The sequence below is a fragment of the Mesorhizobium sp. B2-7-2 genome (genome assembly GCF_006440775.1).
Lineage (GTDB): Bacteria > Pseudomonadota > Alphaproteobacteria > Rhizobiales > Rhizobiaceae > Mesorhizobium.
The window spans coordinates 188614-212067 of sequence record NZ_VFTZ01000003.1; the positions used below are offsets into that span (position 1 = coordinate 188614).

At 62.3% G+C, this 23454-nt stretch carries 22 protein-coding genes and 1 pseudogene; 18 read left to right on the plus strand and 5 right to left on the minus strand.

The window, feature by feature from the left end:
* Positions 1-23: 23 nt before the first annotated feature.
* Entirely contained in the window at positions 24-809 is a 786-nt protein-coding gene (locus FJ425_RS05810) for an SDR family oxidoreductase (protein ID WP_140722280.1), read from the minus strand.
* Entirely contained in the window at positions 806-1564 is a 759-nt protein-coding gene (locus FJ425_RS05815; RefSeq protein ID WP_140722283.1) for a FadR/GntR family transcriptional regulator, read from the minus strand. Before FJ425_RS05815 ends, FJ425_RS05810 begins: the two co-directional genes overlap by 4 nt.
* Positions 1565-1679: 115 nt before the next feature.
* Here FJ425_RS05815 and FJ425_RS05820 point away from each other — a divergent pair, with 115 nt between their 5' ends.
* From FJ425_RS05820 to FJ425_RS05840, 5 genes and pseudogenes are all read left to right on the plus strand, one after another.
* A complete protein-coding gene (locus tag FJ425_RS05820; RefSeq protein WP_246677889.1) occupies positions 1680-2825 on the plus strand; it encodes a mandelate racemase/muconate lactonizing enzyme family protein in 1146 nt (381 codons plus the stop codon).
* Positions 2826-2877: 52 nt separating this feature from the next.
* Positions 2878-3750 (plus strand): DUF6772 family protein, encoded by an 873-nt coding sequence (locus FJ425_RS05825; RefSeq protein WP_140630947.1) that lies wholly within the window; start codon positions 2878-2880, stop codon positions 3748-3750.
* Entirely contained in the window at positions 3750-4085 is a 336-nt protein-coding gene (locus FJ425_RS05830) for a hypothetical protein (RefSeq protein WP_140541405.1), read from the plus strand. Before FJ425_RS05825 ends, FJ425_RS05830 begins: the two co-directional genes overlap by 1 nt.
* Positions 4086-4135: 50 nt before the next feature.
* A complete protein-coding gene (locus FJ425_RS05835) occupies positions 4136-4921 on the plus strand; it encodes an SDR family oxidoreductase (protein WP_140722289.1) in 786 nt (261 codons plus the stop codon).
* A 189-nt stretch (positions 4922-5110) separates the two neighbouring features.
* Positions 5111-5492, plus strand: a pseudogene (locus FJ425_RS05840) (ArdC-like ssDNA-binding domain-containing protein); the annotation flags it as partial.
* Positions 5493-6146: 654 nt separating this feature from the next.
* On the opposite strand, the gene FJ425_RS05850 reads toward FJ425_RS05840, so the two are convergent.
* The gene (locus FJ425_RS05850; RefSeq protein WP_140722295.1) at positions 6147-6392 is read right to left on the minus strand and encodes a hypothetical protein; all 246 of its coding nucleotides are present in this window, start codon (positions 6390-6392) and stop codon (positions 6147-6149) included.
* Positions 6393-6649: 257 nt separating this feature from the next.
* Between FJ425_RS05850 and FJ425_RS05855 the strand changes: the two genes are divergently transcribed.
* The 11 genes from FJ425_RS05855 (at position 6650) to FJ425_RS05905 (ending at position 18721) form a co-directional block, all read left to right on the plus strand.
* The gene (locus FJ425_RS05855; RefSeq protein ID WP_210241687.1) at positions 6650-6994 is read left to right on the plus strand and encodes a non-heme iron oxygenase ferredoxin subunit; all 345 of its coding nucleotides are present in this window, start codon (positions 6650-6652) and stop codon (positions 6992-6994) included.
* A 57-nt stretch (positions 6995-7051) separates the two neighbouring features.
* Positions 7052-8350, plus strand: a complete 1299-nt coding sequence (locus tag FJ425_RS05860) for a sugar ABC transporter substrate-binding protein (protein WP_140722298.1) — start codon at positions 7052-7054, stop codon at positions 8348-8350.
* A gap of 82 nt (positions 8351-8432) precedes the next feature.
* The gene (locus FJ425_RS05865) at positions 8433-9422 is read left to right on the plus strand and encodes an ABC transporter permease (protein ID WP_140541400.1); all 990 of its coding nucleotides are present in this window, start codon (positions 8433-8435) and stop codon (positions 9420-9422) included.
* Positions 9419-10438 (plus strand): ABC transporter permease, encoded by a 1020-nt coding sequence (locus tag FJ425_RS05870; protein WP_140722300.1) that lies wholly within the window; start codon positions 9419-9421, stop codon positions 10436-10438. Before FJ425_RS05865 ends, FJ425_RS05870 begins: the two co-directional genes overlap by 4 nt.
* Positions 10439-10460: 22 nt before the next feature.
* Positions 10461-12011 (plus strand): FGGY family carbohydrate kinase, encoded by a 1551-nt coding sequence (locus tag FJ425_RS05875; protein WP_140630099.1) that lies wholly within the window; start codon positions 10461-10463, stop codon positions 12009-12011.
* Positions 12012-12016: 5 nt separating this feature from the next.
* A complete protein-coding gene (locus FJ425_RS05880; protein WP_140722303.1) occupies positions 12017-13501 on the plus strand; it encodes a sugar ABC transporter ATP-binding protein in 1485 nt (494 codons plus the stop codon).
* 97 nt (positions 13502-13598) lie between these two features.
* A complete protein-coding gene (locus FJ425_RS05885; protein ID WP_140722305.1) occupies positions 13599-14600 on the plus strand; it encodes a fatty acid desaturase in 1002 nt (333 codons plus the stop codon).
* Between the two features lie 36 nt (positions 14601-14636).
* Positions 14637-15854: an FAD-dependent oxidoreductase gene (locus FJ425_RS05890; RefSeq protein WP_181175813.1), complete on the plus strand. Its 1218-nt coding sequence runs from the start codon at positions 14637-14639 to the stop codon at positions 15852-15854.
* Positions 15854-16960: a zinc-binding dehydrogenase gene (locus FJ425_RS05895; protein WP_181175822.1), complete on the plus strand. Its 1107-nt coding sequence runs from the start codon at positions 15854-15856 to the stop codon at positions 16958-16960. The genes FJ425_RS05890 and FJ425_RS05895 overlap by 1 nt, the downstream gene beginning before the upstream one ends.
* On the plus strand, positions 16957-17802 hold the full coding sequence (locus FJ425_RS05900) for an alpha/beta hydrolase (protein WP_140722314.1): 846 nt from the start codon (positions 16957-16959) through the stop codon (positions 17800-17802). Before FJ425_RS05895 ends, FJ425_RS05900 begins: the two co-directional genes overlap by 4 nt.
* Positions 17789-18721, plus strand: coding sequence for a LysR substrate-binding domain-containing protein (locus FJ425_RS05905; RefSeq protein WP_181164879.1), 933 nt, complete (start codon positions 17789-17791; stop codon positions 18719-18721). Before FJ425_RS05900 ends, FJ425_RS05905 begins: the two co-directional genes overlap by 14 nt.
* 129 nt (positions 18722-18850) lie before the next feature.
* Here FJ425_RS05905 and FJ425_RS05910 read toward each other — a convergent pair whose 3' ends face one another.
* Positions 18851-19519: a DUF1236 domain-containing protein gene (locus FJ425_RS05910; protein ID WP_140722320.1), complete on the minus strand. Its 669-nt coding sequence runs from the start codon at positions 19517-19519 to the stop codon at positions 18851-18853.
* A gap of 324 nt (positions 19520-19843) precedes the next feature.
* Between FJ425_RS05910 and FJ425_RS05915 the strand changes: the two genes are divergently transcribed.
* The gene (locus tag FJ425_RS05915) at positions 19844-20194 is read left to right on the plus strand and encodes an antitoxin Xre/MbcA/ParS toxin-binding domain-containing protein (RefSeq protein ID WP_140541390.1); all 351 of its coding nucleotides are present in this window, start codon (positions 19844-19846) and stop codon (positions 20192-20194) included.
* A gap of 11 nt (positions 20195-20205) precedes the next feature.
* Positions 20206-20700 (plus strand): RES family NAD+ phosphorylase, encoded by a 495-nt coding sequence (locus tag FJ425_RS05920; RefSeq protein ID WP_140541389.1) that lies wholly within the window; start codon positions 20206-20208, stop codon positions 20698-20700.
* 614 nt (positions 20701-21314) lie between these two features.
* On the opposite strand, the gene FJ425_RS05925 is transcribed toward FJ425_RS05920, so the two are convergent.
* Positions 21315-22508, minus strand: a complete 1194-nt coding sequence (locus FJ425_RS05925) for a cation:proton antiporter (RefSeq protein WP_140541388.1) — start codon at positions 22506-22508, stop codon at positions 21315-21317.
* Positions 22509-23454 lie beyond the last annotated feature (946 nt).

Sequence of the window (23454 nt, forward strand, 5' to 3'; positions counted from 1 at the left end):
CGATAGCCGGCGGCGGCGTCTTGTCATGCGGTTGTTCCCGGCAGCACGCCGGGCGCATCGCCGATCGTCCAGCCGCCATCGACGGGGATGTCGGCGCCGGTGACGTAGCGGGCGGCGTCGCTGCACAGGAAAACGAAAGCGCCGACGAGGTCGTCGGCCTGGCCGTGGCGGCCGGCGGGGATCTTCGCCGCGACCGCCTGGCGGAAAGCGGCGTCGCGGTAGCGCGCGGCCGTCGCCTCTGTCTCGACGGCGCCGGGCGACACCACGTTCATGGTGACGCCATGCGGAGCCACCTCACGCGCCATGGCGCGCATCGCCGTCAGTTGCGCCGCCTTCATCGAAGCGTAGACGATCGTTTCGGCGCGCGGACGCCTGGCCATGACGCTGCCGGTCGCGACCACACGTCCCCAGCCGCGTTTGGCCATGGCCGGGACTAGCCGCGTGGCTAAGGTCAGCAAGGCCGTGAAGTTTGCTGCGACATGGGCTTGGATATGCGCTTCGTCGACCTCGCTCCATGCGCGGCGGCGCTCGATCGCGGCGTTTGAGATCAGGATGTCGATGGGCTCGCTGCCGACTTCGTCGGCAAAGGCCGAGATTGCCTTGCCGTCGGTGAAGTCGGCCTCGATCGCCGCGGTGCCGTGGCCGATGACCGCCGCCGTGTCGCGGGCGCCGGCGGCATCGCCGAAATGATGCAGCGTCACCGAAGCGCCATGCTCGGCAAGGGCGATCGCCACGGCGCGGCCGATGCCTGAGCTGGCGCCGGTGACCAGCGCACGACGGCCGACCAGCGAAAAGCGGTCGCGGCTCACGACGATTGCTCCCCGAGCTTGTCGGCGACTTCGAAGGAAGCGATGTCGGCGGCGTCGAAATGCGCGTGGATGCGCTCGTCGGCGAGGTCGGTGTCGCCCGCCGCGATCGCGTCATAGATCGCTTTGTGCCGCTCGACGGTCGCCCGCCAATCCGCCTCGGTGCGGTTGGAGCGCCGCGAGAACAGTTCCGAAACCTCGCGCTGGACTGAGCGCATGCTTTCCATCTGGATGCGGATCATGGAGTTGCCGGTGGCGACCGCGAGGCCGAGATGGAACAGGATATCGGCCTGCGTGAAATCGCCCGGCTTGCCGATGTCTTCATGCATGTCGTGCAGGGCCTGGCGCATCATCTCAAGCCCGCGCGGATCGCGACGCTCGGCCGCCAGACGGGCGATGCCGACCTCGATGACGCGGCGCATCTCGTTGGCTTCCTGCAATCGCGTCAGGCTGGAGCGGACCGCATAAGCGTAGATGCGGTCCATCGGCTCGCCGCTCAGCGCCCTGGCGCGGGCGACCTTGCCCTGCTGCGTCGACACCAGGCCGGCATTGGTCAGCTGGCGCAGCGCCTCGCGCGCGATCGGCTTGGAGACGCCGAATTCCCTGGCGATCTCGCCTTCCGGCGGCAGCGCTTCGCCAGGCGCGATGCGTCCGTCGAACAGGGCCGCGGCGATGGCATCGGAGACGCCGTCGGCAAGCCGGGACGGACTTGCGAGCTTTGCGGCGAAAACCGACTTGCGGGTGTCTTCTGCGGTCATTCGGGTTCCTTTCAGGACTGCCTAGCATGAATGGCTAAAACATAGCAACTAAGTTTTATGGTTGCTAAGTTTATAAGTGGACGTTACAAGCCATCCGGAAGGACGTTTGGAGGCGATGCGCGTGAGCGATCCAGTCGCGGCGGGACCGCTGAAGATTGCCGAGGTGATTCCCCATCCCCTCAGCCAGACACTGCCGAGGCCGACGGTCACCTCCTGGGGCGTCTATGAAAAAGTCTCGCTGGTGCTGGTCGAGGTGCGTACGGCCGAGGGCATCGTCGGCGTCGGCGAAACGCTGGCGCGGTTTTCGCCCAAAGCCTATGTCGAATTTATCGAGAGCTCGCTCAAGCCGCGCCTGCTCGGCCAGGACGCGCGCAACATCGGCGCCTTGTGGCAATCCATGCGCCGCGCGCTGTCGGGCCGGGCAGGGGGCGTGCTGATCGAGGCGATCGCCGGCGTGGACATCGCGCTTTGGGATATACTGGGCAAGGCGACCGGGCAGCCGGTAGCCAAACTTCTCGGCGGCATCGGACGCGACCGCATCGACGTCTACGCCGCCGCCGTAAACTGGGTCGACGACAAAGCCGCCGATGCCGAACTCGACCGCTATGTCGCGGAGGGCTTCACACGCATCAAGGTGAAGATGGCGCGGCCAGTGCGCGAGGCGTGCAAACGGATCGAGCGCGTGCGCAAACGAGCCGGCGACGCGATCGGGCTCTGCGTCGATGCGAACTGGGCCTACGATCTGGACGAGGCCGTCGAGGTCGGACGTGCGCTTTCGGCAAACGGCTATTTCTGGTTCGAGGAGCCGCTGCGGCCGGAGAACGAGCAGGGCTATGAGGAACTGCGCCGGCGCTGCGACGTGCCGCTGGCCGCGGGCGAGAGCAATTTCACCCTCGACCAGGCGCAACGCCTGATCGCCAACCGGACACTGTCGGTGCTGCAGCCCGACGTGGCGCGCGCGGGCGGCATCTCCGAGACGCGCCGCATGGCGGATTACGCTGCCGCGCACGACGTCCGCTACGCCCCGCATATCGGCATGTCAGGCATTGTCTGCGAGACCGCGAGCGTCCACTTGGCGGCAGCGGTGCCGAATTTCGGCGTCATGGAATGCGAGTGCGACGCCAGCCCTTTCAAGACGAGTTTGGCCGATCTGGCGCCCGGCTGCGTCAGGCAGAAGAACGGCACGCTCGATGTCCCGCAGCGGCCGGGGCTCGGCATCGAAATCGACTGGAATGCCGTCAAGAAACTAAAAGCCGGATGAGGCCGAGATGAAGAACCAGGCTCCAAACCAGGCCGGCGACCTGACCGAGGCGATGCGGCTGGCGCTGCTGCGCGCGGATCCCGCGCTCAGCCGCTTCGACCCGCTGCCGCGGATACTGTCGTTCGACAATTTCGCGCGCGGCCATTGCGGCTGGTCACAGCTTGTCGGCAATTATGAGGACGATCTGGACACGATGCTGCCGGGCTACGCGCAGCATACCAGCGCGATGCTGTCGACGCTCGCGCACTGGGACGCCGGCTCGCATGGCGGGATGGATTCATCCTATGCGCTGAAGCTCGCGACACGCCCGCTGCCAGGGGCCCGCAACGTCGTCATCAAACGCCATACATTCAGGAAACGCGGGCCGATCCGTTTCGAAATGTATTTTACCTTCAAGCCCGAGGCCAATGCGCTCAAGCTGTCGGAAACCGATGTGCGCTCCGTCGGCCTCCTCTTCGACCTGCAAGGGGGAGACCAGGACGGCAACAGCAACAACGATCGCGTCATGCCGCATCTGCGCTTTCTGAACGCGCTCGACGGCCAGCATCTGCAGAAATGGCAGTACAAGCGCGAGACCGAAAGAATCATCCCGATCGGCACCGACAACAAGACGATCAGCCACTACCATCTGTCGCCGGAGGGCTGGATCGATCTCCCCGATGGATCGCAGCGCCTTTGCTACAACGAGATTCCCACCAAGGTGAACTGGACGTATCTGTGCTTCGATTTCGATCTGGCGACGATGACGGCGCTGGGGTTGCGCTGCAACGATCGCAGCTTCGATCTCTCGGGATTCGATTCGATCCGCATTCCGGCGATGAAGAACCTGTGGTGCATGCTCAATTTCGGTCTGTTCGCCGAAACCGACGTTGCCAAGCGGGCCTTCCTCTACGTCGATTCCATCTGCATTTCCGGAGACTTCTGATGCTGCCCGAGAACATCACCGCGGTCGTCTCGCGCAACGAGCGCTGGCGCGGCGAGGCGGCCAGCGAGCCTTACGAGGCGGGATGGGCGCGCGAGGCGATCTTCTTCGTGCGCGCGCTGAAACAGCCTGTCGGCCCCACGGCAACGGCGTGGGTCGAGATCTCGCCGGATGGAATGCACTGGCTGCGCGAAGGCACCGAAATTGCCATGCCGGCCGAGCGCGACGGTGTGGCGATGGCGCGGCTTAGCCATTTCGGCAACTGGCTGCGCATCGCGGCGCGGTTCGACAGCGGCGCGGAGTGCAGCGTGCTCGTAACGCTGCACCTGAAGGCCTGATCACCAGCCTTGCCGTCGCCGACCAACCCTTCTGGTTCCACGGAGACATCATGACCGATCCATACGCGACATTCGCCCCGGACAGTTTTGCCGGCAAGACCGTGCTGGTGACCGGTGCCGCGAGTGGTATGGGTTTCGAGACCGCCCGTGCATTCCTCTCCAAGGGAGCCGAGGTCGTGATGTGCGACCGCGACGCCGACGGGCTCGCCAAGCGCCATGACGACGTGGCCGGAATGGTCGGGACACCGCACAAAGTAGTGGCCGACATGGGTGACCCCGACAGCATCGGGCGCATGTTCGATTATTGCGACGCCAGGCTGGCGCGGCTCGACAATGTTGTCACCTGCGCGGCGATCATCACCGCCAAGAGAATCCCGGAGCAGGATTGGGCGCACTGGCAGCGCGTGCTCGGCGTCAATCTGCTGGGCACCTTCTTCACCGTCCAGGGCGCGGTGCAGCGCATGCAGACCAACGCCGGCGGAGGAAACATCGTCTGCGTGGCCTCCGACGCCGGCGTGCATGGCGGCGGCGGCCTTATCGCCGACACGGCCTATGCGGCCTCGAAGGCCGGCACGCTGTCGCTGGTGAAGTCGGTTGCGCGCGAACTGGCTGGAAAGAAGGTGCGCATCAACGCCCTCAATCCGGGGCCTACCGATTCGCCGATGCATTCCCATATCGATCCGGCCCTCAAGGACCGCATCGCGGCCAACCTGCCGATACGCCGTATGGGCCGGCCCGAGGATATGGCTGCCGCGATCCTGTTCCTGTGCTCCGACGCCGCGAGCTTCGTCTACGGCGCGGCGCTCGACGTGGATGGCGGCTCGATGTTCCGCTGAGCGACATGGCGGCGGTCAGTCATAGGAGGGTTTGACGCCGCTATACGGCGGTGGCGTATTTGGCTTTGGCTGCCATCAGCATCCAGAAATTGGCTTTGCGACGCACGACTCCGCGGCCTTCCTGCTCCGCCCAAGTGGACCCGTGACGGCGCCGCGATCGGGGCGGCCTCCAACTGGAGGTCTATGAAAATGACGAGGAAAGAAACTGCAGAGCGCATCGATGTCTATGCGCGGATCACCGACCGCATCGTAGCCGAGCTGGAGAAGGGTATCCGTCCTTGGATGCAGCCATGGCAATCGAGCAATGCCTCCGGCAGCGTCACCCGGCCGCTCAGGAACAATGGTCTGCACTATAACGGCATGAATGTGCTGCTGCTTTGGTCGGAGGCCGTCGCACGCGGCTTTGTGGATGACATTCAAGCAGGCGCTCGACCTTGGCGGCGGGGTTCGCAAGGGCGAGACCGGCTCTATGGTGGTCTTCGCCAGCCGCTTCACCAGGACGGAGACGGACACCAGGGGCGAGGAAATCGACCGCGAGATCCCGTTCCTCAAGGCATATTCCGTTTTCTCCCGCTGGAACTACATCGCCGAGGGCGAGCAGGCGAAGAGCAGGAAGGCCGCCCTAGCGGCGGAGCCTCGAAAAGTCATTTCCGGTCAGTGCTAGGCGGCTGTCGCCTCTTCTTCGACGAACTCGCCGTAAGTGCGCCGCCTTGGCACGCACTGGGGCAAGGCAAATTGAGCCATTTCTGGCGGCGCGAATGACCTCGGCTACCGCTTGCATCGGCGACATTATCAAGCAGATAACGGACAATCGTTAGGCTTACGTCCGATGAAGCAGTAGGCTGTTCCTCGACGCGCAGATTTTGTGATTGCGATCCAATTTGTTGGATTTGCCAGCGGTTTCGACTGGACGCTCGTGCTTCTTGATTTTCGGAGTTATGCACGTGGCATCGGCCGATGATGGCTCACGCGGGGACTGCCCCGAGTGAGTCAGGGGACTTGGGTGTCGAATTCAACGACGAATCCCGCGTCGATCGCCCTTCTCGCTATTTGATCCCCAAGTTCCCAATCCGTTAGCTGACAAAGTGGAAACGTTTCTCTGACGGCGCGGATGACCCCGGATATCGCAACGCTCGGATTGTCGACGTTGTCGATCAGGTAGCGGACAATCGCTTGGCGAGCGTCCGATGAAGTAGGCGTAGGGACGAGCGCGGGCACTCCGGGCCTATGAGTACAGCCGCGTTTCCGCGGTGTCGGCCGTTGCAATGTCGAAAGCGACTGGAACACTGTGAACGACGCATACCGCCGCCAGCATTTCTTCCAACTCGCGGTCGGACACCCGACAGGCTGGCATCAATATTCGGATGGCGCGGATTGCCTGCGCGACGGAGAGGAACCGGCCCTTCGCTCTGGAACGAACATAGGCCTCGGCCGCTTCTTCAACTGTGATGGCGTGAAATGCGTTGGTCATCAAGAATGCCTCCCTGAACCCAAACCCATGCGATTTACGGACAATATTCGGCGGCCTTCAAGCCTGTGTCCGATTCCGGACAATCAGCCGGGGACAGTACCGAAATGACGTTGCTCCTCCTCCCGCCCTCGCTGTGCGAGCGAGTCCTCGGCAAGCTTTTATCGAAGTCATCAATACCGGCATTCCCATAATGAATTGGCCGCGTATGGAAAGACAACGAAAATAAACGAAACAGAATGACGACTGCGAGGAAATGAATGGCGGCGGAAACGACCACAAAGGACATGCAATGGATACAGGCGATCCGCGTTGACAGTCTGCCGGTCGGCGACGCGATACGCACAGAGCACGCCGGGGCATGTATCGCAATCTTCAATCTCGGCGGCAGATTCTACGCGACAGCCGGCGTCTGCACCCACGCACATGCATTTCTTTCCGAAGGCTATATCGATGGCCAGACGATTGAATGCCCGCTGCATCAAGGACTGTTCCACATCCCGACCGGTATGCCGCTTTCGCCGCCGGTCACCGAGCGGCTGAAGACTTACAAAACCAAGGTGGCGGATGGCTACGTCCACATCCTGGTGGAAGGAGGAAAGTAGCACCGACGTCTTCGGGACATATCCCGGGCTGAAACCAAAATATGGGAGGAAATCTTAATGCTCAAATTATCTCGCCGTCATCTCTTGAAGACGGCCGCGACACTGACTGTGCTTGCTGCTGCTCCGCTGGCGATTGCTCGAGCGGCGGCTGAGGAGTCGGTTCATTCCGTCATCAACGCGCTCATCAAGAAATACTCCGACGAGGCGAGGGCCGGAATGTCGAACGGGGACGTGAGTGCGCTGTTCGAAAAGGACGGCTTTCGCGATTACCTCGACGCCTATCCTGTCGGCGATCTCGCCGGCGGGTTCGTGTGGAAACCCGGCATGGGGGCGAGTTTCGTCGGTCCTTACAGCAAGCTCCAGATCAAGTCGCCGTTCACCGACTATCTGCCGCTGACCGAAGGTCCGGTGCTCGATCACAGCAAGAAGTACCGCATAGGGCTGGTCTTTCACGGCTTCAACCACCCCTGGCTGATCAGCCTCGCCGACACCGCCGCCTGGGAGGCCGCACGCCATCCCAACATCGAGCTCGAGGTGATCGACGCCGAGTTCGACGACAACAAGATGGGCCAGGTTATCGATACCTGGATCGCCAAGCAGTATGACGGCATCGTGCTTTGGCCTAACCGCGAGGCGCCGATGGGGCCACCGGTCGATCGCGCCATCGCGGCCGGTATCCCGGTGGTGAGCCTCGATCGCCGCACTTCGTCCGAGCAGATCAGCTCGGAGGTACTTGGCAACTTCTATGCCAACGGTCTGCAGCAAGGTCTCTATCTCAAGCATGCTGCGCCCGAGGGCAACATCATCTTCAATCGCAAGGATCTCGGCAGCACGGCCGACTCGATCCGCACCGGCGCCTTCCTGGAGGCGATCGGTAACACGCCCGGTTACAAGGTGCTCGCCAACTATCACACCAACAGCCAGCGCACGCTGGCCTTCAAGTCGACGGCGGATGCGATGCAAGCCTTCCACGACATCTCGGTGTCGTTCAACACTGGCGGCGAGGAAGCCATGGGCGCACTTGACGCGATCCGTGAGGCGAACCGGCTGAACAGCGCTCCGGGCGGGAAGAAGATCATGATCCTCGCCAATGACGACGCCCGTGAGGTGCTGAAGGAAATCAGGTCCGGCAATATCGAAATGGTGTCGCCCTACACGCCGCTGATCGGCGACATCGGCATCCGCGCCGTTGTCATGCATATCGGCGCCAAGGCAGGCCTCAACGAAGCGCCGCCGAAGCTCATCATGACGCCTAACCTGCCGATGATCACCAAGGAGAAGATGAACATCGAGGGCATCGAGACGCTGACGCCGGACGAGTGGCCCTACGCCTACGGTCCGGAAGTCGCGGGCTGATCGCCAACTCCTTCCACGCGCCTGTCGGCTTCTCTCGCGCGAGGACCGGCAGGCGTTGACCGAAAAGGTAGGCGAGCACGTCATGACCATGAGCACTCTCGAAACCCAGGTCGCCTCACAGGCGCGGCCTCCCGACGCTTGGCGGCACCTGAGCGTTAGCGAAACGAGCCGCGTCGCGGTGTTGATCGCCCTGCTTATTGCCGGGCAGGCGATCACACCTTCCTTTCTGTCGCTCGCCAACATCCATGTCATACTTCTCGCCGTGGCCGCGATCGGCATCATGGCCTACGGCATGACACTGGTGGTGATCACCGGTGAGATCGACTTGTCGATCGCCGGGATCGCGATCCTATCCTGCATCGCCGGCGGGCTGATGATCCCGACAGGCTCTGCGGCGCTCGTCATCGGCACCACCTTGCTCACAGGCCTTGCCATCGGCCTGATCAACGGCATTCTTGTCGCCGCGTTGGGCATTCCCTCGCTGATAACCACGCTCGGCATGCTCGGCATAAGCCGCGCGCTAGCCAACATCTTCTCGGGTGGCCAGGCGCTTTATCCCGAACCGATCGCCGCCTACCTCTGGCTCGGCCGCGGCGACCTCGTAGGCATTCCGCTGCCGGTCGTGCTGCTCGTCGTGCTGGGCGCAGCCGCAATCGCGCTTACGAAGTACTCGATCTTCGGACGTGCGCTCTACGCGACCGGCGGCAATGTCAAGGCGGCCGCTCTGTCCGGCATCAATGTCGTCGGCGTCCGCGCCGTCGTGTTCGCGATTTCCGGCGCCTGCGCGGCGCTTGCCGGCATGCTTGAAAGCGCCAGGCTGTCTTACATCAATCCTGCGGGCTTCGAAGGCATGGAGCTTTCCGTTCTGGCGGTCACCGTGCTGGGAGGCGCGTCGCTGTCCGGGGGCTCGGGCTCGATAACCGGTACGGTTGTGGCTGCCCTGATCATCGGTATCGTCAACAACCTTCTCAATCAGCTCGGCGTCAGCATCTATCTGCAGCAGGTGGTGACCGCGGCAGTCATCCTTGCCGTCGTGATGCCCGGCATGTGGCAGCGGGGGATTGCGAAATGACTGTCCTGGAATTCTCCACCCCGCGCGTCGCGCCCTTCCTGCTGGGGTTGCTGCGTGATCCCATCATCTGGCTGATCCTGCTGATCTTCGCGGTCGGTACACTGACGTCGGAGTATTACTTCACCGCGCTCAACATCGAGAATCTCATGCGCAGCATCGCCGTCATCGGCCTGTTGTCGCTCGGCATGACCGTGGTGCTGCTTACCGGCCGCATCGATCTATCGGTCGCGGCGCTGATGATCTTTTCGGTCATTGTCGGCGTGGTCGTGATGACCGAGATCGGCCCAATGCTGGGAAGCCGTTGGCTGGTGCGTGGCAACACCTATGCCGGCCCGATCGTCCCGGTCATTTTGATCGCGCTGGCGACGGGCATCGCGGTCGGCGCGCTCAATGGCATTGGCGTAGCGTATTTCAAGGTGGCGTCCTTCATCATGACGCTGGTGTCGCTGACGGCGCTGCGCGGCTTCAACTACGTGCTCACCAACGGCCATCCTTACTATCTCAAAGCGCCGTTCTACAGCTGGATCGGCGACAGCAAGATGGTCGGCATCCCGATCAGTTTCGTTATCTTCCTTCTCGTTCTACTTGCCCTCATGGGTTTCATACACGGCACCATGCGGGGCGGCCGCTTCTACGCCATTGGCGGCAACGAAAAAGCCGCGCTCTATGCCGGCATCAAGACGCAGCGCTACGTGGTGCTGGCCTATGCCATCAGCGGATTGTGCGCCGCCATTGCCGGCATCATCTTTACCGCGCGACTGAAGTCGGTCGATGCGCCGCTCGCCGCTGGTTATGAATTGACCGCCATCGCCATCGCCGTCATCGGCGGCTCGGCGCTGGCTGGAGGCGTCGGATCGCCATGGCGTACGCTGCTGGGCAGCGTTGCGTTTGCCGCCGGTCTCAACCTGCTTGCCATCTGGGGCGTCGGGACCTGGTATCAGAACCTCGCCATCGGCGTTGTTCTCATCATATCGGTCGGCTTATCGCAGATGAGCCGCAAGAAAACACAAGCATAACGACTTAGGGAGGAGCGATTTCATGGGTGGACACCTCACGCTCGGCATCGATATCGGCACGACCAATGTGAAGGCCGCGGTTCTGGACACCAATACCGGCAAGGTGGTGGCGTCCGGCTCGCAGGAGCATCCGCTGTTTCACCCGTTTCCCGGCTGGGCCGAACAGGATGCGTCGAATTACTGGGGCGCCGTGGTCTCATCCGTGAGGCAATGTCTGGAGCAGGGCCGCTTCGCCGACGACATCGCGGCCGTGGCGCTTTCGGGCCTTGTCGGCGTAACGCTGCCCGTCAGCGATCAGGGCAGGCCGTTGCGTCAAGCCATGATCTGGATGGACTCCCGCTCTGAGGAAGAGTGCGACGACATCCGCCGCAGCGTCGGCGAGGCGATCATCAACAAGAACAACGGCAACCGTATCGCGCCCTGGTTCATCGACCCCAAGGCGCTGTGGATCAAGAAGCACGAGCCGCACATCTTCAACGCCACGCACAAGTTCCTGTCGCCTTCCGGTTATTGCACCTACCGGATGTGCGGCAACTTCACGATGAACACTGGCGACGCCGGGCTCGCTTACGCCTACGAATATCGTGAGCAGCGCTGGAACGAGTCTGTCGCCAGGGCGATCGGCATTCCGCTGGAGAAGCTGCCGCGGCTCTACCAATCCCATGAAGTGGTGGGCGAGGTGACCAGGCAGGCGGCCGAGGAGACGGGGCTGCGTCCCGGCACCATAGTCGCGGCAGGCGGCACCGACATCAGTTCGGCAGCCCTTGGCGTCGGCGTCACCAAAGCCGGTGAGGCCTACTACTCCATGGGCACCGGTTCCAACCTCGGCATCATGATCCCGACCGAGCAGAGCGTCGAGGAATACCGCATCCTGAAATGGCCGCACGTGCTGCCCGGCCTGACCATGTTCGATGGCCCGATGGCCTTTACCGGCGCGTCGTTGAAATGGTTCCGCGACCAGTTCGGCGACGGCGAATTCCGCCTGGCCGAGCGCATGGGCCACAATGTGTTCGACCTTTTCACCGAGCAGGCGAAACGCGTGCCGGCATGTTCCGACGGCCTGCTTTACCTGCCATATCTCGGCAACACGCTGTCGCCCAACTGGAACAGCAATGCTTGCGGCAACTTCTTTGGCCTACGCCCAACGACGACACGGGCGCATTTCATTCGAGCACTGATCGAAGGGGTCGCCTTCGACCTTTACTCCAACGTCCGCGTCGCCAACGCGGCCGGCGTCAAGGTCGACGGTTTGATCCTGAACGGTGGCCCGACCAAAAGCAGGTTCTGGAACCAAATCACCGCCAGCGTGGTGAATCTGCCGTTGAAGACGCCCGACATAGGCGAAGCTGCCCCGATCGGCGATGCCATTCTGGCCGGCGTCGCCGCCGGAATCTACAAATCGCCGACCGAGCCTCTTGCGAGCATCGTTCGCATCAAGGAGACGATCGACCCCGATCCGAAACTGCATGAGCGCTATCAGGACTTCTTCGAAGTCTGGTCGTCGGTCTATCAGAACCTGCGCGGCGACATGGATCGCCATCGTGCGCTCCTCAACAAATATCATTCGGCGTGATCGCAATGAGCGCCCCGCTGCTCGAGGTCAAATCGATCCGCAAGACATATCCCGGCGTCATTGCGCTCTCCGACGTGACCTTCGATCTGAAGGCCGGTGAGGTACATGCCGTGGTCGGCGAGAACGGTGCCGGCAAGTCGACGCTGCTGTCGGTCATGAACGGGCTCGTCGCGCCCGACAGCGGCGAAATCAGGATCGACGGACAGCCTGTGGTTCTGAACGATCCCACGGTGGCTCTCGCCAACCGGCTGGCGCTGGTCCACCAGGAACTGGTACTGTGCCCAAACCTGAGCGTTGCCGAGAACATCTTTCTCGGTCGTGAACCGGCCGGACGTCTCGGCAAGACGCGCGCGATGCTCAACCGCATGGCGAAGGACTTGCTCGATCAGATCCATGTCAACCTTGATCCTTCGCGGGCGGTCGGCGAACTCAGCCTCAACGAGCAGCAGATCGTCGAGATATGCCGCGCCTTGGCGTGCCGTCCGCGTGTCCTCGTCTTCGACGAGCCGACAGCCTCGCTGAACGATGATCAAGTCGTGCATCTGCTTGCCGTCATTCGCAAGCTGAAGGCCAACGGTCTCGGCATCGTCTACGTCTCGCATCGGTTGAGCGAGGTGATGCAGATTTCGGATCGCGTCACCGTGCTCCGCGACGGCAGTGTCGTTGCGACCCGGGACATGGCCGGCTTGAACGAGGCTGCTCTCGTCGCGTTAATGGTCGGGCGTGAACACAAGCCGGGCCAGTCCGCCTACAAGGAGAGGCGCTGCGGCGACGTAGCGCTGGAGACGAAGGCGATCGGCAAGGCCGGGGTCTTCGACGATATTTCCCTGCAGGTGCGGACGGGCGAGATCGTCGGCATCGCCGGATTGCTTGGCTGCCAGCGCGAGGCAGTCGTGCGCGCGATCTTCGGCGACCAGTCCATCGATCGCGGCGAGATACGCGTTCAGGGACGCAAGGTGCAACTGCGCTCTCCGCGTGACGCCATCGCCTTCGGCATCGGTTTCATGCCCGCCGATCGCAAACGTGAGGGCCTCATCCTGCCGATGAGCGTCGGCGACAACATCGCAATGACGATCCTGCGCCGCCTCGGTCGCCTCGGCTTCATGAAGCGCCGGCAAAGAAACGCGACGGCCAACAGCCTGGTGCGCACATTGGCAATCAAGACCAACGGCCTGTCGCAGCTGGCGTCACAACTGTCCGGCGGGAACCAGCAGAAGATCGTCATCGGCAAATGGATCGCACGCGGCGGCGACATCGTGATCGCCGAGGACCCGACCCGCGGCGTCGATGTGGGCGCCAAGTTCGAGATATGGCGCACCATCCAGGACCTGGCGGAACAAGGCAAGGCAATCCTGCTGCTGACCACGGAACTGCAGGAGATGATGGATGCCTGCGACCGCATCCTCGTCATGAGCCGCGGCCGGGTGACGGGACATTTTCACCGCAAGGACTTCTCTGCGGAAGCAATCGCGCATTGCTTCGTGGCCTGACGCCGAAGCGATAACGCCATGGGAACAATCAATTTTTCTTCGATGTGGCGACCCGTTAGACCTGTCGCGACAATGCGCAATCTGAAGGAGGATCGGCATGCAAGGCGATAATTCCGCGAGCTATGCTGGGATCGGCGGCATCGGCAGCAAGATATGGCCGCTGACGGGACCGGAGATCATTTCACGCGACAAGCTGAAGACGCTCCGCACGCGGTCCAACGGACCTGGGCTGACCAGATTGGCGGTCCATCTTACGGCCCTGGCTCTCGGCGTGCTCGCCGTCTACCTCTCCGGTGGAACACCGTGGCTGCTGATACCTTCAATGCTCGCTTACGGCATCGTCATCGTGCTGCTGTTCGCGCCCCTACATGAATGCTCGCACGGCACCGCTTTCCACTCGCGATGGATCAACCACGCCGTTGGTTTTGCGGTCGCTGCCTTCACCTTTCGTCCCTTTCTCTACTTCAAATACAGGCATGCCGCGCACCATACCTTCACCCAGCACGAGGACCATGATCCGGATATCGTGCCGTTCCCTACATCGCTTCGCGACTATTTCGGCCAGATAATCGGCCTCTCCTTCTGGCCGAAGCTGGTCGGTACGCTCTGGCGCGGCACGACCGGGCGCTTCACCGAGGAAGAGCGTGAGTTCCTGCCGGATTCGGTCTGGAAGCAGGTGATGCTGGAAATCCGGCTGCTCGTCCTCTTCTATGTCGCCGTCGCCGCCGTCTCGATCTATTTCGGCAGCGCGATCGCGCTGGTCTATTGGCTGCTGCCCCGGGTGATAGGCGAGCCGGTGCTGCGCGCCATCCGTATGGCCGAGCACACCGGCGCCGAGGAAAGTCCGAACCTGCTTGCCAATACCCGGACCACGCTCGCGAATCCGTTGCTCAGGATGCTATACTGGAACATGCCGTTCCATGCGGAGCACCACCTTGCTTCCTCGGTGCCGTTTCATGCGCTGGGCCGGCTTCATGACGAGGTCTCGCCGCATCTTCAATGCGTCAGCAAGAGCTACTTCCATGTGCATCGCGAGATCATCCGCGAGGTGCTGCGCAATGGCCGCGCCGGCGCCACGCCTGCCGGGCAGAGGGCCTGAACGGCAGTGGCGGGTCCAGGGAGGACGGCCGGGGTTGTGATCGTCGGCGCAGGACACGCCGGCGGTCGCGTCGCGGAAAGATTGCGGCACGGCGGCTTTACCGGGCCGATCGATGTGGCCGGCGCCGAAACGGAGCTGCCTTACGAGCGGCCGCCTTTGTCCAAAGGCGTGCTGACATCGTCGGGCGTCCCGGCAAATGCTTATCTGCTATCGCCGGCACGGTGGAACGAAATCGGCGTCCGGTTCCATCTGGGTGTCGAGGCGGTCGGCATCGACCGGCGAGAGAAGATCGTGGCTCTCTCTAACGACGCCAGCCTCTCCTACCGAAAACTGGTTTTGGCGACGGGATTGTCGCCGCGCCGGATCCGATCGCTTGAGCCTGTCGCGGCACGCATCTTCTATCTTCGCTCGTTCTCGGATGCGCTCGCGCTACGCGGCCGTATCGTGGCTGGCACGCGGTTGGTGCTTGTCGGTGCGGGGCTGATCGGCCTGGAGGTCGCCGCAAGCGCGGTCAAAGTCGGTGCGGCGGTGACGGTTCTGGAAGCCGCCGACCGCCCATTGAGCCGTCTGCTTCCGCCTTATCTTTCACAATGGCTCGCCGATCTCCATGAACGGGCAGGCGTACGCATTCTCTGTGGTCGGCAAGTCGTCTTGTCCAAGGCTCTGAGCACCGCCGGACGCCTCCATCTCGATGACGGATCGATGATGGAGGCCGACCTTGTCGTGGTGGGCATCGGCGGCACACCGAACGACCGGATTGCCGGAGAAGCCGGCCTGCATGTCGACAACGGCATCGTCGTCAATGAGTTCGGGCAGACCAGTGATCCCGATGTCTTCGCCGCCGGCGATGTCGCAGCGCATGAGAATCGCGTCTTCGGCCAGCGCTGGCGGTTGGAGTCGTGGAAGAATGCTGAAGACCAGGCGGCCGTCGTTGCGTCCTATCTGTGCGGTAATCCATCCCCTTACAGCGAGGTGCCCTGGTTCTGGACGGATCAATACGACCTCAACATACAAGTGGCAGGGGTGCCAAGCATCGGAGAACCGGCGTATGAACGCGGCAAGCCGGGCGACCGTGCCTATCTCGCCTATTTCACGACTGGTGGCCGGCTGATCGGTGCAATCGGCGTCGGCTGCGGCCGCGACATCCGCATCGTGCGCGAGATGATCAAGGCAGGCGCAAGGCCGGACGACGCCGAACTCATTCGCAAGGGCTTCACCCGCTTCGGCGATGAACTCGGCAGGCAGGCGTCATGATCCGTTCACGCGCCGCGATCTGCTTCGAGATCCACAAGCCGCTAGCGATAGAAGAAGTGCAGGTCGCGCCGCCCGGTCACGGCGAAGCGCTCGTCGAGATCGTCGCCTCGGGCCTTTGTCATACGGACCTCACCGCGCTCGACGGCGTCAATGCGACCAGCGTCTATCCTCTCATTCCCGGGCATGAGGGCGCAGGACGAGTGGTCGAGGTGGGCGAGGGAGTCTACGATCTCGAGCCGGGCGATCACGTCATTCCGCTCTATGGTCCCGAATGCCGGCATTGTCGCATGTGCAGGAGCGGGCGGACCAATCTTTGCTGGACCATCAAGCCGACCCGCGACAAGGGCGTCATGCCGGATGGCACGTCACGCTTCTCGATCGGATTACAGCCGGTGCACCATTTCATGGGCACCTCGACCCTTTCCCGCTATACGGTCGTCCCTGAAATTGCGCTGGCGAAGATCCGCAAGGATGCGCCGCTGGACAAGGTCTGCCTGTTCGGATGCGGCGTCACGACGGGCGTCGGCGCGGCGCTGGCCGAGGTCCGCGAGGGCGACACCGTTGCCGTCTTCGGGCTGGGCGGCATTGGCATCAATGTCGTGCAAGGAGCGCGGCTTGCCGGCGCCGCAAGGATCATTGGCATCGACCTGACGGACAGCAAGTCCGAACTCGCCCGCTCCTACGGCATGACCGATTTCGTCCACGCGTCACGCGAGCGCGGCAAGGTCGTGCCGGCGATTCGCGCTCTTACCGACGGCGGCGTCGACGTTGCCTTCGAATGTACCGGCATCGTGCCGGTCATGCGGCAGGCCTTCGACTGCTGCCAGCCGGCCTGGGGCACCGCAGTGCTGCTCGGTGTCGAGCCACCCGGCGCCGAAATGGGGTTCCCGCCGGTAGGCGTCCGCTACGGCCGCTCGATCCGCGGCAGCTATTTCGGCGGCGTCAAAGCGCGCAGCGGGCTGGGCATGCTGATTGACCACTACATGGCCGGCCGGCTCGATCTCGATGGGCAGATCACACACAGGCTGGTCCTCGATGATGTCAATCGCGGCTTCGAGCTGATGCGAGCGGGAACGTCGGTGCGCAGTGTCGTTCTCTTCGAATGATCGGCGCGAATTCCAGCAAGGAATATGGCTACGTCTTCCGCGACCGTCATCCTGAAAGAACGGACGTCTATAGACGTTTCGATGAGACGAGCGCCGCTGCCCGCAGTTCACTGACATGCCGGCGCGACGTCGCCTACGGCGCGCATCCGCGTGAAGTGTTCGACCTGTTTGCGGCCGGCGCAGGCGCGCCGCTGGTGGTTTTCGTACATGGCGGCTACTGGCAGAGCCTCGACAAGGACCGTTATTCCTTCGTCGGCTCGGCGCTCGTTCGCCGCGGCTTCTCCGTGGCGCTGCCAAACTATCCGCTGGCGCCTGAGACCCGTATCGACGCGATCGTTGCGCGCATCGGGGCCTGCGTGCCGGCGATTTTGCGAAACCTTGCAACGCCCCCGGCTTTCTGGATCGCGAGCGGCCATTCCGCCGGCGGTCATCTTGCTGCCACACTTGCTATGAGAAGCCTCACGGCAGGCGCGCCGCTGGCGGGCTGCGTCCCGATCAGCGGTATCTTCGATGTCGAGCCGCTGACAGAGACATCACTCAACGCGGCGCTTGGGCTCGATCGCGAGCGGGCCGCAAGGATCAGCCCGATCCGTTGGCCAGTGCCGCGTTGTCGACTCGCGGCCGTCGTCGGCACAGACGAGACCCAGGAGTTCCGCGAGCAGTCCCGGCGGTTCTCTTCCTATTGGAGCGGCTCGGGCCAGCACGCCGAACTGGTTCCGATGCACGGAAAAAACCACTATACGATATTGTGCGATCTGTTGGAGGAACGCTCGGAAATCGCTGAACAAATCGTGCGGATGGCTGAAGCCTTTCGCAGGGAGACAGGTCGTGGGCGGCACTAACAAGCTTCATTTCGTCAATTTCAGCCAGCTGCGTTCCTTCTACGCGGTGGGTCGCGAGCTTAGCTTTACAAAGGCAGCCGATCTGCTCTGCATCGGCCAGCCGACCGTGACCACCCAGGTCAAAGCGCTTGAAGAGACGTATGATGTTCAGCTCTTCTTGCGATCGCCGCGCGGCCTGAAACTGACGGACGCGGGAGAAGCGCTTCTGACCGTGGCGCGCCAGATCTTCTCGCTGGAGGAGCAGGCGGTCGGCATACTGCGCGCCGAGGGCAATCAGATTTCGGGCAAGTTGCGCGTCGGCACAGTGGGTCCGTTCTTCGTCATGGAACTTCTCTCCGCGTTTCATGCTCAATACCCCTTGGTGCAGGTCTCGCTCGAAAGCGGCAATTCCGACGTCGTCTATAACAAGCTCATAAATTACGAGGTGGACGTCGCCATCATCGGCCGGGACTATGACGATCCGCGTCTCGATCTCATTCAACTCGGCCGCCATGAGGTCATCATCTTCGTCCACCGCAACCATCCGTGGGCAGGCCGGCAGCAGATCGATCTTGAGGAACTCGACGGGCAGCGGATGATTTTTCGCGAACCCGGTTCGATGACGCGTCGGGCGTTGGAGGAGATGCTGGAATTGCATCGGATCCGACCAAACGTGGTCATGGAGATCCCGCGCGATGGTGTTCGGGAAGCGGTTGCGGCAGGCTTGGGTGCCGGCATTGTGTCAAAGACCGAGTTCCAGCTCGACGACCGGTTGACGCCATTGTCGATCGCAGATCACAAGCCATTCACTGAGTCTTTCGCAACGTGCCTGAAGGCACGTCAAGAACTTCGTCCAATCGGGGCCTTCATGAAACTTGTGACGGAAGTTTCAAATCTGAAGTTCAACCAGATGGCTGCCGCCGTCCTCTGCAAGGAATGAACCTCAACCAGGCGCGCTAGGATCACAGGCGTGAATGCGCCCGCCTTCGAATCGTAAGTCGCTATCGCCTTCTCGGGCCCTTGCCGTGCAACTCGCCCGGCGGTCAGTATTCACTGCCGATTGGCACTTTCAGCGTTCCACATAGACGATGCGGCGCGTCGACGGCTCAACCAGCACTGGTCGGTTGTTCACATAGACATATCGGTACCGGTAGTTCGGGACCTTCTGTAGAGCCACCGTCTCAGGCAGGGTCGCGCCGGTTACAACCTTTCCTTGAAGGTAAACAGGCTTGACCCGATGCACGCTGATGTAAGTGCGCACCTGCTCGGGCGGATTGATCACGGTACCGGCTGCACCGCCGCCGACGACACCCGCTGCGCCGCCCACAGCAGCGCCCACCGGTCCTCCGATGATAGCGCCGGCGATCGCTCCGGTGGCGCCGCCGGCGACCGCTCCGGCATGAGCCTGATCGCGAGGAAGTTTCACGACCGCGATGCCGGAATCGGCCGGTCGCTCGGTCAAGACGACCCGATTGCCGCCAAATTCTGCGGTGACGTAGTCGGAATAAACCCAGCCTTGACCACCGGCCTCGGCGATGGTGCACCATTTCGAGTTTTGCAGGCAGCCGTTCAGTGTGGCCGTCTGCCCCGCCCGCAGCACGCCGATGATCGGATACTGCGAGCCTGGACCAGCGCGAACATTGAGGTTTGTAGCGGCCGATATGGGAGTGTCGGCAAAAGCTGCGCCCGACAAGGCGACAAGCGCGCCTGTCACAACAGGTAACAAAAGCCTTCTCATCGTTCTGTCTCCGTTTCATGGTTCCCTCAGAGCCAAAACGAGGAAGAACCATGCGCGTTCCGCTGGCGGATCGCTGAATGGATGGATTCCAAATGTCACCATTGGGTGCTCTGCTGCTCCCGCTTGCGTCTAGATATGGTCGGGGCTGCCATCATCGGAGCGGCCGATCTTGCCGCACACCCTGCGCGTTCCGCCGTGGAGTCGTTGAGGTCTGATCGCTGGAACAGCCATCGTTGCGGGGAGAAGCCGGGCAGGTCTTGTAATGCCGGCGTTACTGACGCTATATTGCGTCATAGTTTTTGGCCAGTGCACGGAGGTGCTGCGATGGGCCTGGCACGATATGCGGATAACGGTTTGTTCGCACCGAAGAAGATGGCGGACGCTTTCCGCACCACGAGCGAGGAGATCGCGCGTACGGCTGGTCTGGGGAAAGACGCGGTCCAGCGCCGGGAGCGAGTGCGCTCAGCCAAGACGCAGCGCCGCCTGCGCGAGATGGTGGAAATCGTGAACAAGGTCGAGCCGCGATTTGGCTCCGCGCTCATGGCCTATGCCTGGTATCGGTCCGAGCCGCTGCCGGGATTTTCGGGGCAGACGGCAATGCAGCTCGTGCGGGAGGGTCGAGCCGATGAGATCCTCGACTTCATCGACGCGGTCGATGCGGGGATTTACGCCTGACCATCGCCGCCATCACCTATTCGGGCCGGCTCTACCGCGCCCTCAATCCGGTGTATGCCCGCGAGCCTATGTCGGGACGCGGTGCCGAGCTCTATGGAGGGCGTTTCAACCCGAAAGGCATGCCGGCGCTCTATGCGTCCACCTCGGTCCTGACGGCTTTGCGCGAAGCCAACCAGGTGGGCGATCTGCAGCCGACGACGCTGGTCGCTTACAGTGCCGAGATCGAGGCCGTCTTCGATGCGGGTGACGGTACCGCTCTTGCAGCAATGGGTCTCGATACTGCGGCCGTCGCCGACCCGACATGGCGCGATCAGATGAGAGACCATGGCGAGGCGCATACGCAGCGATTTGCCCGTGAGCTGGTCGCGCAAGGCTATAATGGCCTGCTCGTGCCGAGCTTCGCCAAGGGCGCCGCAATCGGCGACTTGAATCTCGTTCTGTGGCGATGGGGTGACGCTGCCCCATCCAGGCTCGAGCTGATCGACGACGAGCACCGGCTCGGTTGATCTAGCCGGCCGCTGCGCGCGTTGCCAACTATGCTGTCTTCAGCAGGGAGCCGGGAACTCAAGTCTGACGGAAAGAGTGCGTGCACTTTAAACCCAGTAGGGCACCGCTGTGCTTAAGCCATCCGGGTGATTTCGTCGCCACCGCTTCAGTTACAACCACCCCTGGCGGCAACAACGCCGCGTTCGCGTCTCCTTGGTCATTTTAATTGGAACTGAAATATCTCCCGGATGCTTCATGATCGATAGCGCGACAGAGTTGGCGCTGCTTGCCAGAGGCTTCAACCGGCAGAAGAATTTACCACACACTGCTGACGAGCGGGAGCAAAGACTTCCGCATAATAGCCTACTAGCTGGCCGGCTTAGCCGATGAAGCCGAATTGGATGAGCCTTATCGTAGGCCTCTCGGCTGCTGGTCCCAAATTAACAGCACTTCGACAGCGCGCCGCTTTGCTCCGGCGCCTTGTCAATAAGCGGGCAAGCCCGAGCCGTCCTTGATTGAAAAAGAATTCAGGTCCATTCTCTCGACACGAGAGGGATTGCCGTCCCGCATCCCCCGTGCAGTGCCGGCTGCCGAAGCATGAAGTCCCCCTTGATGGCAGCCGGTCGCCCAGTTCTTATGCCGATTCCCTGGCAGTCAGTCCCATCTTTTTGATAAGCCACTGCATCGTCAGGCCTTGGACGAAGATCGAGAACGCCACAACGGCAAACGCCGTGACGATGATCGCCCCGCGTTCTGCTATGTCTTGGGGGAGTGCCAACGCCAACGCCAGGGCAAGCGAACCGCGCAGGCCTCCCCAGACAAGAACATGCTGATATCTAAGATCGACTTTCAACGAGGTGGGGTAGAGCAGGAAACAGAGGGGGTAAATAGCTAAAACCCTGCCGAGAAGGACGAACACCACGGCGATCGCCGAGCTGGCTGCGAAAATGCTGAGCGGCTGATGCGCCTCATGGCCGCCAAGCAGGATGAACACGATCGAGTTGGCGAGGAACGCGGCGTAGCCCCAGAAGGCCAGCACGTGACTGCGCGCGTTGGCCGATATTGCGCCTTTCCAGCCTACATTTCCGACCAGCAGACCCGCGGTGAGCGTCGCGAGGACGCCTGACATGCCAAATTTCTCGGCGATCAGAAACGACCCATAGGCGGCAATCGTCGTTAGCGTGATTTCCACCAGATGGTCTTCCGTCCGCCCCGCGATGAGAAGGAGCACCGCTGCAACGGCCGCGCCGATCCCGATGCCGCCGGCGACGATCCAGACAAAGGAAGAGGCGATGCCCACGGGCGTGGCGCCGGCGCCTGACGCCACTGCGACCAGGATGGCGAAACCGACTGCCGCCGCGCCATCATTGAGCAGGCTTTCGGACTCGACCAGCAACCCGAGGCGCGGCTGCACCTTCATCTCCTTGAAGGCAGCCAACACCGAGACCGGATCCGTCGCCGCGATCAGCACGCCGAAGAGGCTTGCGCCAGTCCAGCTCCATCCGAGCAGCCAATGCATGCCGAGTGCTACTACAGCAGCGGCGATCGCTACCCCCGGAAAGGCAAGCAAAGCAGTCACCGGTAGGTTGACGCGGAAATGGCGCCATTCGATTTCAAGCGCCGCCTGGAAAATCAGCGGCGGCAGAAACACTGTGAAGATCAGCTCCCGGCTGAGAGGCAGCTCGGTTCCACCCGGGACAAATCCGAGCGCTATCCCGGCCGCTACCAGCCCGACGCTGTAGGGGAGGCGGAGCCGCCTCGAGATCATGGCGACAAGCGAGGCCGTCAGGAGTATGAGCCCGACGGTGGGAATAGAGAGTTCGTCCATTCCGGATTATGGCTAGGTGGGATGGGATTCGGCAAGCAAAGCCGTTGTCAAAACAAGCGCGGTCATGGACGGCGCCAACTGTGGACACCAGAGCTTGAACAGGCCAGGAAGGTCTCAGCCGATTTTGCCTTTGAGGATGGATAAACCTGCCATCTGATCATGCGATATCAACATCGGCGAAAGTCGGCGGATACCGGTGCCTTCGCACGCACGGCGCCTCCAACACAGCAAGTGCCGCCGTCGGGCCTAAATGCTGCCTGCGCACGAAGAGGACTCAGGGCGTTCTGCGTGCACTCAGCCCAAACCCTCGCCTGCACGTGGGAGAAGGTCTATCGCAACGCCGTTGGCTTTCGTGGTGCGAGCGCAAGATTGAAGTAACCCGGCAGTTGCTGGCGCTTGTCGCGGATCGAAGCTGTCTTGTCAGGATCCGGCAGAAGGACCACCATTCGTGCTTGGCGCCTCGGGAAGAGCGGCCTGCCGGCTACCAAGAAAATGAGGGCGAGGCCGCATACTACCAAGATTGCAGCTAACATGTTTGCGATAATCTCGCCCAGATGCATCGCGACGGCCTCATTCGCAGCTGGGTTGTCGACGCCAGCTCCCCATCGATACCGTCGAGCAAGGGATTCTATTCCACGCTTGTTTCGCCAAGGAGCGGGGCCCGCCCTCCCAGTTATTTTCGCTGTTGCCTGGAATAGTTTCCGGCCGGCCTTAGTAAATGGTGCAAGGAGGGTGAGCACGAGGCCGAGACGTATCGAAGGCCATATCGGACACGGGAGCGGCGCAAGCATCTGAGGTTACATGGCACCCAGATCTTGGAACCGGGAGGAGCACGCTCCCAGTCGGCCCAGCGGTAGCTGTCCCTGCCCGCTGGGCCGCCTACTCGTCAGCGTGATGCAAGGTGGAGGCCTAAAGTGACTCAAAAGTGTACATCTTTGGTGATATG

What these genes read in the sequence shown, in the direction of transcription:
- FJ425_RS05815 (WP_140722283.1), bottom strand. Translation starts at nt 1,564, where the DNA reads ATGACCGCAGAAGACACCCGCAAGTCGGTTTTCGCCGCAAAGCTCGCA.
- FJ425_RS05820 (WP_246677889.1), top strand. Translation starts at nt 1,680, where the DNA reads ATGCGCGTGAGCGATCCAGTCGCGGCGGGACCGCTGAAGATTGCCGAG.
- FJ425_RS05825 (WP_140630947.1), top strand. Translation starts at nt 2,878, where the DNA reads ATGCGGCTGGCGCTGCTGCGCGCGGATCCCGCGCTCAGCCGCTTCGAC.
- FJ425_RS05830 (WP_140541405.1), top strand. Translation starts at nt 3,750, where the DNA reads ATGCTGCCCGAGAACATCACCGCGGTCGTCTCGCGCAACGAGCGCTGG.
- FJ425_RS05835 (WP_140722289.1), top strand. Translation starts at nt 4,136, where the DNA reads ATGACCGATCCATACGCGACATTCGCCCCGGACAGTTTTGCCGGCAAG.
- FJ425_RS05850 (WP_140722295.1), bottom strand. Translation starts at nt 6,392, where the DNA reads ATGACCAACGCATTTCACGCCATCACAGTTGAAGAAGCGGCCGAGGCC.
- FJ425_RS05855 (WP_210241687.1), top strand. Translation starts at nt 6,650, where the DNA reads ATGGCGGCGGAAACGACCACAAAGGACATGCAATGGATACAGGCGATC.
- FJ425_RS05860 (WP_140722298.1), top strand. Translation starts at nt 7,052, where the DNA reads ATGCTCAAATTATCTCGCCGTCATCTCTTGAAGACGGCCGCGACACTG.
- FJ425_RS05865 (WP_140541400.1), top strand. Translation starts at nt 8,433, where the DNA reads ATGACCATGAGCACTCTCGAAACCCAGGTCGCCTCACAGGCGCGGCCT.
- FJ425_RS05870 (WP_140722300.1), top strand. Translation starts at nt 9,419, where the DNA reads ATGACTGTCCTGGAATTCTCCACCCCGCGCGTCGCGCCCTTCCTGCTG.
- FJ425_RS05875 (WP_140630099.1), top strand. Translation starts at nt 10,461, where the DNA reads ATGGGTGGACACCTCACGCTCGGCATCGATATCGGCACGACCAATGTG.
- FJ425_RS05880 (WP_140722303.1), top strand. Translation starts at nt 12,017, where the DNA reads ATGAGCGCCCCGCTGCTCGAGGTCAAATCGATCCGCAAGACATATCCC.
- FJ425_RS05885 (WP_140722305.1), top strand. Translation starts at nt 13,599, where the DNA reads ATGCAAGGCGATAATTCCGCGAGCTATGCTGGGATCGGCGGCATCGGC.
- FJ425_RS05900 (WP_140722314.1), top strand. Translation starts at nt 16,957, where the DNA reads ATGATCGGCGCGAATTCCAGCAAGGAATATGGCTACGTCTTCCGCGAC.
- FJ425_RS05910 (WP_140722320.1), bottom strand. Translation starts at nt 19,519, where the DNA reads ATGAGAAGGCTTTTGTTACCTGTTGTGACAGGCGCGCTTGTCGCCTTG.
- FJ425_RS05915 (WP_140541390.1), top strand. Translation starts at nt 19,844, where the DNA reads ATGGGCCTGGCACGATATGCGGATAACGGTTTGTTCGCACCGAAGAAG.
- FJ425_RS05925 (WP_140541388.1), bottom strand. Translation starts at nt 22,508, where the DNA reads ATGGACGAACTCTCTATTCCCACCGTCGGGCTCATACTCCTGACGGCC.